Source organism: Pseudomonas sp. LA5, assembly GCF_028640825.1.
Classification (GTDB): Bacteria; Pseudomonadota; Gammaproteobacteria; order Pseudomonadales; family Pseudomonadaceae; genus Chryseomonas; species Chryseomonas aestiva.
The window spans coordinates 30,667-45,130 of the sequence record NZ_JAQYZY010000034.1 but is presented as its reverse complement, the minus strand read 5'-3'; the positions used below and the strand labels follow the sequence as shown (position 1 = coordinate 45,130).

General features: G+C 62.2%; 26 protein-coding genes. 1 reads left to right on the top strand and 25 read right to left on the bottom strand.

The features are described 5' to 3' along the window. Positions 1-17: 17 nt before the first annotated feature. The 22 genes from PVZ72_RS11570 to PVZ72_RS11465 all read right to left on the bottom strand — a co-directional run bounded on the left by PVZ72_RS11570 (position 18) and on the right by PVZ72_RS11465 (position 11,800). Complete coding sequence (locus tag PVZ72_RS11570) at positions 18-485, bottom strand: hypothetical protein (protein ID WP_273861982.1); 468 nt, start codon at positions 483-485, stop codon at positions 18-20. A 112-nt stretch (positions 486-597) separates the two neighbouring features. Further along, positions 598-975: a hypothetical protein gene (locus tag PVZ72_RS11565; protein ID WP_273861981.1), complete on the bottom strand. Its 378-nt coding sequence runs from the start codon at positions 973-975 to the stop codon at positions 598-600. Beyond that, the gene (locus tag PVZ72_RS11560) at positions 968-1,393 is read right to left on the bottom strand and encodes a hypothetical protein (protein ID WP_273861980.1); all 426 of its coding nucleotides are present in this window, start codon (positions 1,391-1,393) and stop codon (positions 968-970) included. Before PVZ72_RS11560 ends, PVZ72_RS11565 begins: the two co-directional genes overlap by 8 nt. After that, a complete protein-coding gene (locus tag PVZ72_RS11555) occupies positions 1,386-1,703 on the bottom strand; it encodes a hypothetical protein (RefSeq protein WP_273861979.1) in 318 nt (105 codons plus the stop codon). Before PVZ72_RS11555 ends, PVZ72_RS11560 begins: the two co-directional genes overlap by 8 nt. Then, the gene (locus tag PVZ72_RS11550; protein WP_273861978.1) at positions 1,693-2,265 is read right to left on the bottom strand and encodes a DUF3850 domain-containing protein; all 573 of its coding nucleotides are present in this window, start codon (positions 2,263-2,265) and stop codon (positions 1,693-1,695) included. The genes PVZ72_RS11555 and PVZ72_RS11550 overlap by 11 nt, the downstream gene beginning before the upstream one ends. A 43-nt stretch (positions 2,266-2,308) precedes the next feature. Further along, the gene (locus tag PVZ72_RS11545; RefSeq protein ID WP_273861977.1) at positions 2,309-3,721 is read right to left on the bottom strand and encodes a DNA cytosine methyltransferase; all 1,413 of its coding nucleotides are present in this window, start codon (positions 3,719-3,721) and stop codon (positions 2,309-2,311) included. A 36-nt stretch (positions 3,722-3,757) separates the two neighbouring features. Continuing rightward, a complete protein-coding gene (locus tag PVZ72_RS11540) occupies positions 3,758-5,002 on the bottom strand; it encodes a phosphoadenosine phosphosulfate reductase family protein (protein WP_273861976.1) in 1,245 nt (414 codons plus the stop codon). Between the two features lie 33 nt (positions 5,003-5,035). Next, positions 5,036-5,761, bottom strand: coding sequence for a hypothetical protein (locus PVZ72_RS11535; protein ID WP_273861975.1), 726 nt, complete (start codon positions 5,759-5,761; stop codon positions 5,036-5,038). Next, on the bottom strand, positions 5,758-6,003 hold the full coding sequence (locus tag PVZ72_RS11530) for a hypothetical protein (protein WP_273861974.1): 246 nt from the start codon (positions 6,001-6,003) through the stop codon (positions 5,758-5,760). The genes PVZ72_RS11535 and PVZ72_RS11530 overlap by 4 nt, the downstream gene beginning before the upstream one ends. A 9-nt stretch (positions 6,004-6,012) precedes the next feature. Then, the gene (locus PVZ72_RS11525) at positions 6,013-6,507 is read right to left on the bottom strand and encodes a hypothetical protein (RefSeq protein WP_273861973.1); all 495 of its coding nucleotides are present in this window, start codon (positions 6,505-6,507) and stop codon (positions 6,013-6,015) included. Next, entirely contained in the window at positions 6,461-6,772 is a 312-nt protein-coding gene (locus PVZ72_RS11520; RefSeq protein WP_273861972.1) for a hypothetical protein, read from the bottom strand. The genes PVZ72_RS11525 and PVZ72_RS11520 overlap by 47 nt, the downstream gene beginning before the upstream one ends. Continuing rightward, a complete protein-coding gene (locus tag PVZ72_RS11515; RefSeq protein WP_273861971.1) occupies positions 6,769-7,320 on the bottom strand; it encodes a 3'-5' exonuclease in 552 nt (183 codons plus the stop codon). Before PVZ72_RS11515 ends, PVZ72_RS11520 begins: the two co-directional genes overlap by 4 nt. Further along, positions 7,317-7,535, bottom strand: a complete 219-nt coding sequence (locus PVZ72_RS11510; RefSeq protein WP_273861970.1) for a hypothetical protein — start codon at positions 7,533-7,535, stop codon at positions 7,317-7,319. The genes PVZ72_RS11515 and PVZ72_RS11510 overlap by 4 nt, the downstream gene beginning before the upstream one ends. A 536-nt stretch (positions 7,536-8,071) precedes the next feature. Further along, entirely contained in the window at positions 8,072-8,326 is a 255-nt protein-coding gene (locus tag PVZ72_RS11505; protein WP_273861969.1) for a hypothetical protein, read from the bottom strand. Positions 8,327-8,328: 2 nt separating this feature from the next. Next, positions 8,329-8,508, bottom strand: a complete 180-nt coding sequence (locus tag PVZ72_RS11500; RefSeq protein ID WP_273861968.1) for a hypothetical protein — start codon at positions 8,506-8,508, stop codon at positions 8,329-8,331. A 4-nt stretch (positions 8,509-8,512) separates the two neighbouring features. Beyond that, a complete protein-coding gene (locus PVZ72_RS11495) occupies positions 8,513-8,956 on the bottom strand; it encodes a tellurite resistance TerB family protein (RefSeq protein WP_273861967.1) in 444 nt (147 codons plus the stop codon). Between the two features lie 80 nt (positions 8,957-9,036). Further along, positions 9,037-9,411 carry a helix-turn-helix domain-containing protein gene (locus PVZ72_RS11490; RefSeq protein WP_273861966.1) on the bottom strand — a complete coding sequence of 125 codons (375 nt, stop codon included), beginning with the start codon at positions 9,409-9,411 and terminating at the stop codon, positions 9,037-9,039. Between the two features lie 9 nt (positions 9,412-9,420). After that, a complete protein-coding gene (locus PVZ72_RS11485) occupies positions 9,421-9,636 on the bottom strand; it encodes a hypothetical protein (RefSeq protein WP_273861965.1) in 216 nt (71 codons plus the stop codon). Then, positions 9,633-9,857 (bottom strand): hypothetical protein, encoded by a 225-nt coding sequence (locus PVZ72_RS11480; protein ID WP_273861964.1) that lies wholly within the window; start codon positions 9,855-9,857, stop codon positions 9,633-9,635. The genes PVZ72_RS11485 and PVZ72_RS11480 overlap by 4 nt, the downstream gene beginning before the upstream one ends. Before the next feature lie 62 nt (positions 9,858-9,919). Beyond that, a complete protein-coding gene (locus PVZ72_RS11475) occupies positions 9,920-10,096 on the bottom strand; it encodes a hypothetical protein (RefSeq protein ID WP_158541725.1) in 177 nt (58 codons plus the stop codon). A gap of 717 nt (positions 10,097-10,813) precedes the next feature. Next, the gene (locus tag PVZ72_RS11470; protein WP_108582119.1) at positions 10,814-11,074 is read right to left on the bottom strand and encodes a DUF1654 domain-containing protein; all 261 of its coding nucleotides are present in this window, start codon (positions 11,072-11,074) and stop codon (positions 10,814-10,816) included. Between the two features lie 105 nt (positions 11,075-11,179). Next, positions 11,180-11,800: a hypothetical protein gene (locus tag PVZ72_RS11465; protein ID WP_273861963.1), complete on the bottom strand. Its 621-nt coding sequence runs from the start codon at positions 11,798-11,800 to the stop codon at positions 11,180-11,182. 131 nt (positions 11,801-11,931) lie between these two features. On the opposite strand from PVZ72_RS11465, the gene PVZ72_RS11460 reads away from it, so the two are divergent. Next, a complete protein-coding gene (locus tag PVZ72_RS11460; protein WP_273861962.1) occupies positions 11,932-12,192 on the top strand; it encodes a hypothetical protein in 261 nt (86 codons plus the stop codon). 36 nt (positions 12,193-12,228) lie between these two features. Here the strand turns inward: PVZ72_RS11460 and PVZ72_RS11455 are convergent, their stop codons facing one another. The 3 genes from PVZ72_RS11455 to PVZ72_RS11445 form a co-directional block, all read right to left on the bottom strand. Continuing rightward, positions 12,229-12,768, bottom strand: a complete 540-nt coding sequence (locus PVZ72_RS11455) for a hypothetical protein (RefSeq protein ID WP_273861961.1) — start codon at positions 12,766-12,768, stop codon at positions 12,229-12,231. Continuing rightward, on the bottom strand, positions 12,768-13,871 hold the full coding sequence (locus PVZ72_RS11450; protein WP_273861960.1) for a hypothetical protein: 1,104 nt from the start codon (positions 13,869-13,871) through the stop codon (positions 12,768-12,770). Before PVZ72_RS11450 ends, PVZ72_RS11455 begins: the two co-directional genes overlap by 1 nt. Positions 13,872-13,967: 96 nt before the next feature. Beyond that, positions 13,968-14,297 carry a hypothetical protein gene (locus PVZ72_RS11445; protein ID WP_273861959.1) on the bottom strand — a complete coding sequence of 110 codons (330 nt, stop codon included), beginning with the start codon at positions 14,295-14,297 and terminating at the stop codon, positions 13,968-13,970. Between the last annotated feature and the right edge of the window lie 167 nt (positions 14,298-14,464).

Below are 14,464 nucleotides of genomic sequence, written 5' to 3'. Positions count from 1 at the left end.
TCGTTCCTTCGGTGGGATCAGGCGGACTTGCGAGGCCGGGAGCCGGGCACCCAGTCGTCCAGGCCGCGATCAGTGCTCTTGCAGATTCGATCCCTGACTGGCTTGCGGAGCTTGGCGCCGCGCCATCCGCGGTGGTAACGGGTGCTCAGGACGTTTCGCGGAATTCCGGTATCGCGGGATATTTGCGCCAGCAGCTCCAGCTCCTCCGCGCTCAGCCGTGGTCGTGCTGGCGCGTACAGGTCTTTGCCGGCCAGCTTCCGATACCGCATAGCGCCTACGGACAAACCAGTGGCCTTGCAGGCGTCGATGATTTCCGTGGCCGTCTTGCGCAGCGGCTTGATGAGGTCTTCACCCTCCAGGCACTGGGCGTAGTAGCGGTCATGGATGGCGCGATAGGGGATGCCGTATCGTTCGGCGATCTCGCGCAGGGTCAGAAGCTCGCCGCGGATTTCGAGCCGGCGGCGGGGCGGGGCTCCTCCAGGCATAGGTCACCTCAACGTTGCGCAGGCGGTGGTGGGGGATTGCAGCGCAGGCACGCGCAGGTGCCGACGCGCTGGCCGCTGGTGCGGCAGTAGATCGGGGCGTTCACAGGGGCTCCTACATGGAGTAGTGGAATTTCAAGAACTTGGCGCCTGGCAGCGGTATCCAGACCCAGCCGGCGAAGTCATCGCCGCTGTATCCGCCGTTGCTGTACTGAGCAAGGTAGATGTAGCGGAAGGCGTACCCCGTACATTCCTGTTTGTGGCCGCGGTGTTCATCAACAATGGCGAAGTCCGTGGTGATTTCGCTTTCTGCGATGTACTCCTTGATGTGCTGGAGCTTGCGAGCACCAACCACTGACGCCACGTGGGCAAGGGCTTCATTGCGAAGCCTGGCCTGCTCTCGGTGATACTCGCGCTCGGCCTCCTGGCCTTTGCGCATGATCTCCTGATATTCATCGTCATCAATGCAGAAGAAGGCTTGTCGGTCATCCATGAAGGGTCTCCCCGCCGCCCTGGGCGCGCATGGCGGCGCGGGCATTGATCCAGTCGCAACCGGCTTCCCACATCACGCGGATGAACTCGCCGGGCAATGCTTGCCGATCCGTGGCAGTTCGCAGTGCTTCGAGCAGCTCCCACAGCACCGCCTCATCCCCATGCGCGGCGGCAGGCGGGGCGGTCCAGAGCGTGCGCTTCTCGAACTCTTCCCCAGCGAAAACGCTGTCATAGGTATGCTTGCTGACATCGTGCCAAACGCCACCCTTCTTCTTGCACTGATACACCGGCTCACCAGCGGCGGGCTGGGCTAGTCGGAAACCGGCCTTGAAGTCCTCGAAACCAGTGCGCGTCGTCTTGGTCTGCCCGGTCGTCTCGCAGTGACGGGTGTATGCCTGCTGCAACTGTTGCTCATTCATGCTCAGCACCTCGCACTGCGTTCAGCTTCTGTACCGCGTCCAAGCACTCATTCCAGGCCGCCGACGTCAGGTTCTCGGCTGTAGAACCCAGGCCGTTGTACTTCTTGCGCTCAGGCAGCTTGATAGCGGCGGGCTGGGTGGCTTCCGAAGCCGCGAGCATTTCCAGGCGCGCCTGGCTGAGCCGTTCGAGGATCGTGCGCGCAGTCCCCTGGTCCAGGTGCTTGGCTATCTCCGGCGAGGCCAGACAGCCGGCCAGGCACTCTTCGGCGTTGTAGGCGGCACGGCGCCAGCTTTCGAGCTTACTGGTCATGCTCAGCACCTCGCACGGCGGGTCTGGGACCCCATCGCTCAAGAACATCAAGTGCAAAGTCAGCCGGATGGCCGGCGTGATGCTCTCTGTACAGCTCGCTCAGTTGCTCGCGGGTGGGATGCGCGCCAATGCTATCGACGAACGTGTCGTATGCGCTGTGTTCGGCGGCGGGCGCGGGCTGGGTGGCGAGGGCGGCGCGGGCCCGGTAAACCGGGGTGCCTGCGTAGCTTGAGCGATCCGGAAACACGGTTGCGGTGCGGTCATCCAGCATGTTGTCTAGCCGATCAAAGTTCGCATACCCGACTAGCTCCATGCCGGCCTGGGCATAGGACAGAACGCAAATACCGTCCGGCAGGCCATAGCCCGTCTGGATGTGGCTGATGGTGCGGACAAGATCAGGTCTGCCCGTCCAATTCAGTGTCTCGGGGTTGACCTCCATCAAGCGGACCGTATCGCCCACCTGGAAGCCTCGGTCGTTGCGGCGGACCTCGGCGGTCTTGGCGCCGGACAACAGGTCAGCCAGTGGCGCAGGGTGAATCTTCAGAACGTGCTGATTGCTCATGATCAATACTCTGTCGGCACGCCAGATGGCATGCGGGAAGGGGTTAGGGCAGGGCGGCGAGCAGCCGGCGGCCGATCCAGCGCACGACCGGGACGGCCTTGCTGTTGCCGATCGCCTTGTAGCGAGGGCCGTCTGGGCATTCGGCAGCCGGACGCCCGCGCCAGGGGATCAGCGTGTGGTCATCGGGGAAGCCCTGCAGGCGCTCACACTCGCGCGGAGTCAGACGGCGGACGCCGCTTTCGCCGGTCACCATGGGCTGGCCCCGGCCGGTGCCGTCTTCGCTGGCATCGAACCCTTCGGCCTTCAGGGTATGGGCGACATCACCAGTCACGCAGACTGCCACCTGGCCGCCGGCGTTGGCGTGGCTTTCGCCGTGACCCATGGCGCGCAGCGTGGGGGCGATGTGGCCGGCATCAGCGCCGTGGTCCTTGCAGCTGAACGCCAGCACAGCGTTCTCCTGTCCCTGGTTCCGGCCCAGGGCATGGGCCAGGCCCTGGGTGACGTCGGGATCCTGGGTGCCGTGCACCACGAACGTCTCGGTCTCGGCATCCATGCGGGTGCCGCCCGGGTGAGCGCTGAGTGCCGTGCTCACGTCCGTGGCTTGGCAGTTGGCGCCGCCCCCGAAGGCCAGCAGCAGACCGGACTCTGCGTCCTGGAGGGTGGCGGAGCCGGCAGTCTTGCCGCCGGCCTGAAGTGTGCCGGCGATCAACTGGCCTGGTGTGCTTCCGCAATCTGGCTGCCCGCTACGTCTGCCAAGGCTTGAAGTAAGGGTCCCGGCAACGTCCGGCGTCTCGCCTCGGCGCGGCGGATGATCCCGGCGCAGGCCTTCGCGCTCAAAAAGTACCGATGCGGGATCGAAGTCGCTTCGAGCACTCGCCACAACGAACACACGGCGGCGTCGTTGGGCCAGGCCGAAATATTGGGCATCCAGAATCCGCCACGCGACTGCTCGCCGGGGTCCATACACACAACCAGCGTCCGCCCACCTTTTCCCTGGCGGTTGGAGTTCTTCGGATTCGCCCACCAGGGCCCCGAGGAAACAGCCGAACGCGTTGCCCTTGTCGCTGAGGACTCCTGGGACGTTCTCCCAGACGGCGACGCTCTCTGGCTGTCCGCGCTGGACTCGAACATGGTCAATTGCATCTGCGAGCTCCACGTATTTGATGGTGAGGGCGCCGCGCGGATCGGCCAGGCCTTCGCGCATGCCGGCTACGCTGAATGCCTGACAGGGCGTGCCGCCGACCAAGACGTCCGGCGCCTCGATCTTGCCGGCCAGCACCAGGGCGGCGAGCCGGGTCATGTCGCCCAGGTTGGCAGTCTCGGGATACCGGTGCGCCAGAACGGCGCTGGGGAAGGCTTCGATCTCGGCGTACCAGGCGGCACGCATGCCCAGCGCGTGCCAGGCGACCGTAGCAGCCTCGATGCCGCTACAGACCGATCCATAGGTGACGGTCATGGTTGGGTTTCCTTGGGGGCGGGATGGTGCGGGAGATCACTCGCAGAGGCCGTAGGCAGAACTGCAGGCCTTTCCGTCGTCAGCTGCGGCCAGGAGGTCGAACTGCCGCCCGCCCCGGGCGGTCATCGACCACTCGACCATGCGCTCGATGCCGTGCGTGTGGTGACTGATTGCGTCACTGCCCAGCACGGTGGGATCGATGACTGCCGTGAACAGCGTGGCTGACCCCCGCTTGCTCGCAATCGAGACGGCCTGTTCCCACTTGGTAATCCGCTGGATCACCTCGGGATACCTTCGAGCGATGTTGGCGAGGCCTTCCTTGCGCTCGTTCACGCACGGCATGCAGCCGACACGAGACATGCCGTCTTCGTAGAGAGGGTTCCACCGGATTCCGTGGCGACGGTGCATGTCGAAGACGTCCGCCGCAGACCAGTGAAGCAGCGGTCGGTAATTGATCAGTCCATCGCCGACTTCGTCTTGCATCGGCAGCTTGCTCCGGGCCAGTGACTCATCTGCTCGAACACCCTGCCAGCTGTAGACGTCCTGGGTTGTATGCAGCGCCAGCAGCGGCTCGAACACCTGCTTCTGGATAGGGAACACCTTGAGTTCCTGTGTGCAGAACCGAGTCTTGGTGCTGGGAAATCGCCCTTTCCATAGGCACAGATCCAGAAATGGGATGCCTGTAGGCTGCAGCATGTCGATAGCTGCAGCGCAGACCTCGGCGGCGCGCTCTTCCGTGAGAGGCTCAATAGCCCGGCGGGCCGGCATCCAGTTCCAGCACATGAAAGCGTGAGGAGCGTAGGTGTTGACGGGCGCCCTCGAAGGCATCGGTGCTGCTGGTGGGAAATCGCTTTCGCTATCACATCCCTCCAAGTCGTTGCGGAACCAGTAGCCAGGCACCTCGGGCACACCAGCCATCAGGTCTGCTGGCCAGCGCTTTGCGATGTACTCGCGCTTGGTCGCCATCTGACTGGAGAAGTCGGCTCGGATCCGCCGGATCTCGATTCCCAGTGTCGCCTGGAGGTGGTCCACATAGGCGTAGGTCACCGGGTGCTCGTGCCCGGTGTCGCAGAACACCGCCTGTATGTTCGGCACGCTCAGCTCCCTCGCCAGCAGGAGGAGCGCTGTGCTGTCCTTGCCACCGCTGATGCTGAGCACGTTGGTGTCGGTGGGATCCAGGCCGGGTCCGGATGACGCCGCCCCGACCAAGGATGAGAGCTTCGCCATGGCGAGGCCGCTGATGCCGATCTGCGCCGGCCCAGTTTTTTGGTGGGGGGTCATGAGGATTCCTTGCTGTTGGCGCCAGGCGATACGTCAGATGGCCATTTCCAGCTGATCGTCTGGGCGCCATATGGCTGCGCTGTTGTGCGCTTCGATACGGTCAGCGATGACCGATGCGCGCTGGCCGGCGGTGGGTGGTGCGTACATGCCGAAGCGAGAGATGCTGCCGCCGTTTACCGCGGCGTTCGTGCTGTCGGCACTGGCGAAGGGCAGGCGGGAAAATATGGCGGGGTCTAGCATGCGAAGCCCATGGAGCCTGCAGCGCGGCCTGCCATGGCTGTCGCAGATCGTGGCCATCGCAGCGCTGATCCGCTTCCACCAGGCATCCGTGCCCGGGGTCGCCCACTGGCCCGAGCTGCCGAAGGCCACCGTGCGCCAGGCGCGGGACAGTGCCTCCAGGCGCTCTAGCGATTCGTGCAAGTGCCAGACCGGCACGCCGGCCAGGTGCTGCGGCCAGTCTGCGATCAGCTGATCGTTCTCGGCCTCGCTGCCTTCGATCACGTCGGGGATCAGCGCCCAGTCGAAACCGGGGTGGCGGTGCCACTGCTCGACCCAGGCGACGTAGCCGTCGACGTCGAGTTGGCCGCCCTGGCGCCAGACCGTGAAAGCACCGTTGTCGAAGACGAACGACTGGCATACCTCGGCGACGATGCCGATGTCATCCTGGCGGGGGAAGGGCACCAGGGCATGCCGGCCTGCGAGGAATCGCGCCGCATCCTGCCGGCTCCCTCCAATCGGCGTGCCGTGGTAATGGATCATCGGCCGCCTCGAATCGTCGTCAGGTCGACGCCCTGGTGCGTGGCTTGGATCGTCTGCAGACCACCGAACTGCCGGTGCAGGTCGTCCGCAATCGCTTCTTGGAAGCCGGCCTTGATCAACGCCGTGGCGGTGTTGATGTGCTCGACGTAGATCGTCCGGTCGGTCTCGATCTTCAGGTCATAGATGATCGCTTCGCCGTCATTCGGGCAGACGGCTACGAACGTCTTGCGATAGATGTTCATGAGTTACCCTCACGCCGCGCCGCGGCTCTGCTCTATGTGGGCCCAGGCCCCGAACTTCTCGAACAGCTCGTAGGCCCGGGGTTCGTCGAGGGCGATGCCGCTGGTGTTGGCAATCCAGCCGCTGCTGACCAGGTGCCGGGCATTGCAGCCGTCGCGTAGCTCGCGGCAAAAATGCTCGAGCACGTCGGTCAGCTGATTGGCCCGGCAGATGCTGCTCAGTGCGATCTCTTCGGCCTTGATGTACTGGGCGCCTTGCTGGTCGCGGCACATGACCGCGAAGTAAACCGTCCATGGATAGGCGAAGTCGCAGAAGGCGTCGGCGACCAGCCGCACCTGGCTCAAGGCGATGGGCTTGCCATCGCGCAGGCTGATGAGGCGCTGATCCACCAGATCGGGATGGGCCGGGCGGTCGATGTTCATCACCGCCACCTGGCTGTTCGCCAATAGGGCGCGGCAGTTACGGGCCAGGCGGGCCTGCTGGTTGTTCGGCTTGCGCTTCTTCATGGGGGCGCTCCAGGGACCGGAGTAGGTCGGAGAACGTGGTGGCGTGCTTGTCGGCGGCACGCTTCTTGGCCCGGGACTCAGCTGCGATACCCCGCACCCGGGGCGCCTCGCTCTGGTAGTCCTTGGGCATGCGCGGCTTGCTGCGCGCCAGGTAGGGCAGGGTGGACAGGCTGCCACCGGCGGCCAGGTGCTTCTGCACTCGGCGCTCCAGGTCCTTCCTGTCGTCGGCCTTCCGCTCCAGAGCGCTGGTCTGGTGGGTCATCATGCTGCTGGCCTCGACTCGTGTAGGGTCAGCGCCATGATCAGCTGGGCCGCCTCGTGCCGGGCGTCGTGCAGCGCGTGGTGCTGGATCCCCTCGAAGGGCAGATCACCTGCTTCCGGGTAGAGGTCCAGCAGCGTGCGCATGCAGCGTTCGTTGCGGAAGAACCAGGGCGCGTCACGCCTGAAGGCCCGATAGGCGCTCGTCAGGATGGTGCACTCGAAGCTCGGGCCCTTACCCCAGACCAGGAAGCGATCACCGGCGGCGGTCTCTTCCAGCCAGGCCTCGAGGTCTGTCAGCGCCTGGTACAAGCTGCCGGCCTCCTGCGAGCCGTCGACCTCCTGACGAGCATCCACGTCCTGGCGCATCCACCACTCCATGGTGTCGCCGTCGACAGCGCAGCCGACGTCCAGCGCCGTCTCCAGCTGCACGCGGACGTAGAACTCGCCCACCGGTACCCGATCCCGCACCGCCACGGCGCCGATGCTTACGATTGCGGCATTGGGCAGGGTGCTCATGGTCTCGAGGTCGATCACGACGTCCAGCCGGCTCATGCCATCAGCTCCCGGTCAGCTGCGAAGACCTTGTCGGCCAGGCCGTGGGCCGCCTGCCACTTCGCCAGGGCGTCACCATGCTTGGCCAGGCTGCGGCAGTGCACCAGCTCGCGACGGTGGCCGCTGTGGATAACCCGGCGACCGGTTTCGAGCTGGACGGTGGATACCTGCGCGCAATCCACAACGGCAGGGTGAAGCAGAACCTGTGCGCTCATGGCGAAGGCCTCGATGGGGAAGGGGAAGAAAAGGGCCAGGCCGCGCCGCTGGGGGAGCGACCCAGTGCGACCTGGCGAAAAGGGTGCAGAAGGCCGGGCGCTACTCCGGCTATCCTCAATAGGCCGACAAAGCCTTTCTCTCAGGTTCCGGCTATAGCCCCAGCAGGCATACCGGACGTTGCTCTAGTGGCTGGTACTACAGGCAGTTTTTCAGGTGGGCGCCTATCCGTTGCCCTGCGGGTCTGCTTTCCCCGCCGCTTCTGCGTGATGCAGTGCCAGTGCCTGTTGTGTGCTAACTGGCGCGACTCCGTCTTCTACATCGGAGTGAGCACTACCAGCGACGGAACGCTGACTCCCGGCATGGAACACGGCATGCCGGCCGTGCAGTGCTCACTCCGATGAAGTCCCCGTGACGTGGGGAATACGGCCTGGCCCTCGGCGAGATTGCTGGTGAACCGATGCCAGGCTGCCGGTGATGCGCTCCGCCGGCTGACGCCTGGATATCCGCCGAAGCAGCCCGCCAGGACGGGGCGTGATCAGGTGGAGCGGGGCGGGGTGATCAATTCGTTGAAACGTGACATGTCACGTTTTGCGAGTTGGTCGGCTGAGTGGATCAGCAGGGTCAGCACCTCGCCCCGCTGCTCGAAGCCGCCGGCGGCACAAATCCGGTCCAGCGCCTCGGCGGTTCGCTGGTACATCTCGAACTGCATCACCTGGTGGCCCAGGGCGGCCAGGCGCTCGGCTTCGCGATCTCGCTGGTCTGCCTTTCGCTCCTTGGCGCTCTTGGCCATCGTCAGTCCTCCTTCTTGCCGGTACCGACAAGCAGGACAGCCAGCAGCAGGGCGACGATCACCAGATCGCTGACCATCGACATGATCCGGCTCGCGGAATCGACCAGCACCACGCCGCCGGCCAGCCCGAAGGCGGCGATCCGGCGGGCGCGGTTGGTCATGTGCTTGAACCAACCGCGCATGGCGTCAGGCCTCGATACCGTAGTCTTGAACGCGCAGGCCCAGCTCGCGGCCTACCTCGGCAAGCACCTTCAGCTCGGCCGGCTCGATCTCGCCGTCAGCCTCGGCGACGGTGATCATGTTGACGAACACCTCCTCGGCGTCGCTGGCGTTGTTCTTGATGTCGCGGATCTCGCGCAGGATGTTCATGCGGCCCACGCGGAAGCCGGCCTGCAGCTGCTCGGTGAAGCGGGAGACCGTGGTGGTGATCTCGCCGCCGAAGTGTTCCAGGTTCTTGTTCGAGCGCAGCAGCTCCTCGATCTTGTCGCTTTCGGACTTTTCGATCTCGCCGTCCGCAGCGGCCACCAGCAGGCAACCGCCCACCACCGCCTGCATCAGGTCGCGGTTCTCGACGCGCTTCAGCTCGACCTTGGCGGCGCCGACCTTCTTACCGAACAATTTTCCGAACATGGGGTATCTCCAGTTTGTGAGGGCTCAACGCATCGCCCTCTCTGAAGGCGATCCGGTGAGGGCCGGCGAACCGGCCAGAGTCATGCGTAGATGTCGGGTGCTTCGGCTCGGCGCAGCACCCGGACCTGGGCGATGCGGCGCTCCGGTGCGCGGCGGTCTCGGCGCATCGGGTCCTCGTCGAGGAAGGAGTGGGAAGCGATCAGTGCCATCAGTGCGATGCACAGCGGGCTGATGATTTGTCGCTTCATCGCCTCGGCCACCAGCTGAGGGGCGCGCTGCACGCCCAGCTTGAACATCGCGCTGCTGACCCGCTTGGTGACGGTCATCGGCGCGATCGACATGTCGCGGGCGATCTGTTTGTGGGTCAGGCCGCTGGCCAGCCCCAGAACGCATTCCAATTCCCTCGGAGCCAGGCCTTTGCCCAGCAGGCCTTTCCATTCGCCTACTACGATCATGGTGTGTCCCTACGCCGCGGTGGCGTACTGCCGGATGAGGTCTTCGAAGCCGGCCAGGGTGCGCTGGAAGTAGAGCTTCAGGCCGGGGCTGTCTGCCTGCTGCATCTCGCGCCGGTACATGGCGGCCATGTCCTGGGCGTGCGGCAGCATCACAGTGGTGCGGATGAACGGGTCGGTGCAGGCTTCCATCTTTTCGCGGAGCCAGACGGCGTAGGGCTGGGTCATGCTTGCGTCCTCTGCAGGCGAATGCCGCGGGAGACACCCGGCAGCAGCTTCAGGAATCCTTTCTTCTCCAGCGCCAGCAGGTGCTCCTGGGCGCCGTTGTGCGAGGTCATGCCCAGGACCTTGGCCAGCTCGGCCCGGGTGGGCGGCATCTCGTGCTGCTGGATGAAGGCCTCAACCGCCTCCAGCACCTGCCGCTGTCGCGGCGTCAGCTTCTCGGCCATGGCGGCCTCCTGTTCGGGTGGCATCCCGTCTGGCCCTCGTGGGAAGGCCAGCCAGTGATGCCCTACGCTGCAGTTACCTGGCTTGCGCGAGCACTGCGGATCTGTCCGTTCACGTTGATCTTGAGCCAGACGCCGCGGCCCTTTCCGCTGCCCAGGTTGACGCTGTTCAGGTAGGTGCCTTGCTTCTCGCCGCTACGCAGCTTGACGGTTACGGCCTGGCCTTCTTTCAACTCGATCATTGGGTGCTGCTCCTTTGGGGTGGTTTTCCCGGCTGGCCCTGTCCCCAAGGCCAGCGAGGAAAACGGGTGCCGGTCTTTCCCGACTGTCATCCAGGTGTGTCCGCCCTGGCGCGCTCCGTACCCGCTGCTGATTGCAGGTCGTGAGGGGGTAGGCTTGTTGGCCTCGAGCTTCCTCCAGCGCCGCAGATCAGCAGGCAGCGGCGCCTTCATGGGTCCATACGAGATGCAGCGCTACAGCTCTGGCGGCCTGGTAGGCGGGCAGGGCTACATCAAGTCCGGCGCGCCTCATTGCCGAAGCTCGGCGCGCTAATTCGAATCGGTACTGCTGGCCTCCGTTACAGGCCACGGTGGGCTGGGCGCGTATTGCTCACTGAGCCGCTGTGCTGGTGGAGCGCCTTCATCTCAGGCATCCAGCAGGGAGAGGGTTCGTGCGCCTCGACGTATCAAGTCGGCCTGGTGCCAGAGCCAGGCATGGGGCGGGGCTCACCCGCAGATCAGCAGTCGTTTTTATCCACCGTCGCTCAGGCCAAGGCCTGTCGGGACTGCGGTGGGATCGTGGTTGTTAAAGAGCAGGGCGGCTTTCGCTGCCGGGCAGGTTGTCGCCTGCCGGTGAGATAAAATTAGCAATGCTGCTAATATCAGTCAATAGCAGTGCTAATAAAAAACACCGCAGGCATGAAAAAGCCCGCTCGGCGGCGGGCTTTTGGTGACGGTGGGTCAGTCCTCTTTCGGTACCGTCCAGAACACCTGGACATGGCCATCGTCGCGATGCGCGATCGTCACGTTGTCGTTCTCACCGATCTCATCCAGCACCCGGTCCCAGGCTTCGGGGTCGTCGCTAGGGTAGCGCTCCAGCACCGCAGCCTTGTCCTTCTGCGCGGCCGGCGCGTTGATGGCGCGCATGACCCGCTGGGAAAGGAGCGTGTAGGCGTCCACTGGTGGGCGGGGCTGTTCGGCGGTGGCAACGTTACGCGGCATCGGGTACCTCCTTACTGTGATACTGTTCAAATATACAGTATGCGACAGGAGGCGAAGCGGCAAGGTTCCAGGCAGAAAAAAGCCCGCGCTAGGCAGGCTCTCTGTTCAGCGGCGGGGCAGCTTCGACAGGAAGGCCTGTGTCGCCTTCGCGGCAGCATCGTCGATTGCCTGCCCAATGGTCTCCTGCAGCTTTCCCTCTGTCATCATGATGTAGCTGCTCTCCCGAGCTGCCAGGCCTTCTACCCGCATGGACTCGGGAGCGCTACCCGGGATGGCTATATCGAACGTCAGGGTGGCGCTGGCCACCATCCTGGCGTCGGCAGCGGAGGCGAACGGTCCGGCTACGGCCATCCATTTCATCGTATTCCCGTTGTCCACGCCGAACTCCATGATGATGTTCCGGGCGGTGATGGAGGGTTGTCCGGCCGGGCCGGGGGCATCGCCGACGGTCAGGCTTGGGATCCGCGCGCGTAGCTGCGATGCCAGTGCCTTGGACATTGCCTTGCCGGCCTGAATGTCGAAGGTGTACGCCCCCCAGGTCCGGCCAACAGTGGGTCGGCTGCTCACCACAAGGCTCTGGAATTGCAGCGGCAAGACTAGGGTCCCGCGTGCGCCCTCGATTGACGTCACCATGGCGGTCTGGCCTTGCACCGGCGGGTCGATCTGCTTCGCAGCACATCCCGCGAGGGTCAGCGCCAATAGGACGGGTAGGGCAATGGCTTTCATCCTGAACTCCGGAGGGAAAACGATGAGTCTAGCTACCCAAGCGCTCGGCGCCCGGCAAAAGCTGACGGGCTGCGCGAGCAGGCAACTTGGCGTGCGTATCATGGCGGCCGCATCAGATCAGGAGACGACCCATGTCCTACAACCTCGCCGATCTACCCATGGATGAACGCCGCGCCATGGAGGAGCACAAGGCCGAGCTGTTCGAGTTCTGGAAGGCGAACAAGGACCGCGGCTACGGCGATGCCGCGCGGATCTTCGGAGCGAAGGAGAAGAAAGGGAAGGGCTGGCGCGCCTGGGCTGACCTGGAGCTGGCCGGCATGGAGCCCCAGCAGTACCGCAACATGGTGCGCACCGAGATGAACCGGCTGCAGAGCGGGAAGCCGAGGGAGTAGGGGTGTGATACTAGAATAGGAGTTTTGTCTTAGTATTTAATCTGTCTTAGTTTCAAGTTTTTTAAGTAACGCAGCTTTTTGCTTTCTGTGATTGCTGCGGTTAATAACTTTCGCTTCAAAATCTGTGGCTCTTTTATGCTCAGCTAAAAGCATTAATGAGCTTATCATTGTGAAGGCGATAGAAGCTCCCACAGCTCTGTAAATCCCTAGAGCATAGGTTATTCCGGAGTCAACAGATGCGAAAAATAACCCGAGGCCAACTAAAATAGAAAGTATTGAGTATAGAAATATCAATCTATGAATGGCTACAGATTTCCGATCAATCATAGGCTCTAGTCTTCTGCGCTCCGTGCGGCTAAAGCTTTTGAGTTTATTAACATCGCCAAGCTTGCTTAAAAGGCTTACTGCAATGCTGATTGGTGCGGCTATAACAGCTATCATGCCTGCAGGAATTATGCTTTTGTCTTGTGGTATATACGGGTGCACTAGGCCAAGCAGATAGCCGCCAGCGATACATGCGGGTATAAGTATCGCTAATCGTTGGGCGTTTGTCTGTGCTCGACCTATTATGTTCACTATTCTGTGCTCTCAGAAGTAGCATCTATCTCGCTAGATTCGATCTTGCTACTCAACCATCGATGCATTTCGTGGTAAAGCGTACTTTCGTTGATGAGTCCGCTGGGCAAAAAATCAACACTAATATTTCCGGATAATTTGAGCTCGTCACCATAAATTTTCCCCCCTCCCTGAAGGTTGATAACCACGTCACTGGCGGGGCTATGGCGGAGACTGGTGGCTATCGAGTCGATCACCTCTTGACCGGTCTTCGTGGTCTTCCGATTGTACGTGATCTCTAGGGCTAGGTGGATGTTCGCTTCGTCGAGAGACTCCTCAAGGTTCAGCCTGTCAAGAAGGCCTGGTGCTACAGCCTTGATGATTGCTGCCGCTACTCCGGTTGGCTCGAAGCGGACCTTGCTAGCATGAACCTCTTCGACGGGCTGACCCTTTCCTCCCAGTCGCGCGCCTTGGGCGTTGGGGTGTGAAGGGTCAATCGCTGGTTCAGTGGTCAAGGGAGCGCCAACGTGAATGCTTTTGGCTGGGGCTTTTTTCAGCTTTTCGAATACGCTCTCTGCAGGCTTATCGCTCAGCGAAAGGAGAACGCCCGTCTGTAAGCTAGAGGTACAACTAGTTAATAGCCAAGTCAAATGAGCTTCAAGGTGCCTGCTCTGGAGTGCGGCAGATTGCATCAAGACTAAGTGGTTATCTAGCACGCCGAAATATAGGATCGACTCAACGAATTCTCTCCTTTTCTTGACTGTAGTGCTGTCTACTCCAGGGTCCTGAATGTCCGGGCTAAGAACTTCCGTGTCAGGAATGTCATCAGAGGAGAGCGAGTCAATAGAGTAAAATTCTGCGTCATCGTCAACCGTTATGAATGGTTGTTTACGGCCTTTTTCTAAGTATACAAGTTGACCGAAGTTCATGCCGTTGTATTTTTGAAACTTGTTGATGAAGATTACTACGGTATCTTCGGCATTGGCCTTTTGCTGTCTTTGGTTTGGGCGCTTTACAGGGCCATTATTTCCCATGGCGCCTTCGAGTAGCGCTTGCAAGTTTGGTTGCCCAGTAATTATGGCGTTCTTGTAGTGCACTACTTTTGGTTTTTTTGACGATGCCACGGTGCTCTCCCAAAGCTGGCCGATTACATATCAATTGGCCAGGATTCTTTTAATTTTGCTGTTGTCTTAGCGCGCTAAATTAAACTGGTCCTGGTTCTACCAGTCTTTACCTCTGAGCCCATCCATACACTCCTTTACGTCGTCATCAATCACGCTTCCCGGCTTGATGCATTCCTGCATGGAGCGGCGCGGCCCACGGTTGTCGATACGCTCTTGGCGCTCAATATTTGCGAGGTTGCGCCTGGCGCCGTCAGCCATCGGCCCTTTGCCGGCGGCCCAGGTCTGCAGGATGGATTTCTGGGTATAGCTCGTCGCGGCCTCGACTGCCGGGCGAATTGCGTTGGCGGCCTGGGCGAGGGCGGTGTCTTCCGCGAAGACAGGGGCGGCGAGAAAGAGGGTGACCGAGCTAGTCAGGAGGTATCGCATACAGGCTTCCTTGCTGTGTGATCACCAGGGGTATCGGCATCCGGCCGGCTGGCTTTACTGATTCAATTCGTCAGAGCATAGACCAGCACCACGACCGCGATGATGCCGGTGATCGTGGTGAACAGACCGATGATCTCGCAGAGGCCATCCCAGTACGCACTTTTCCC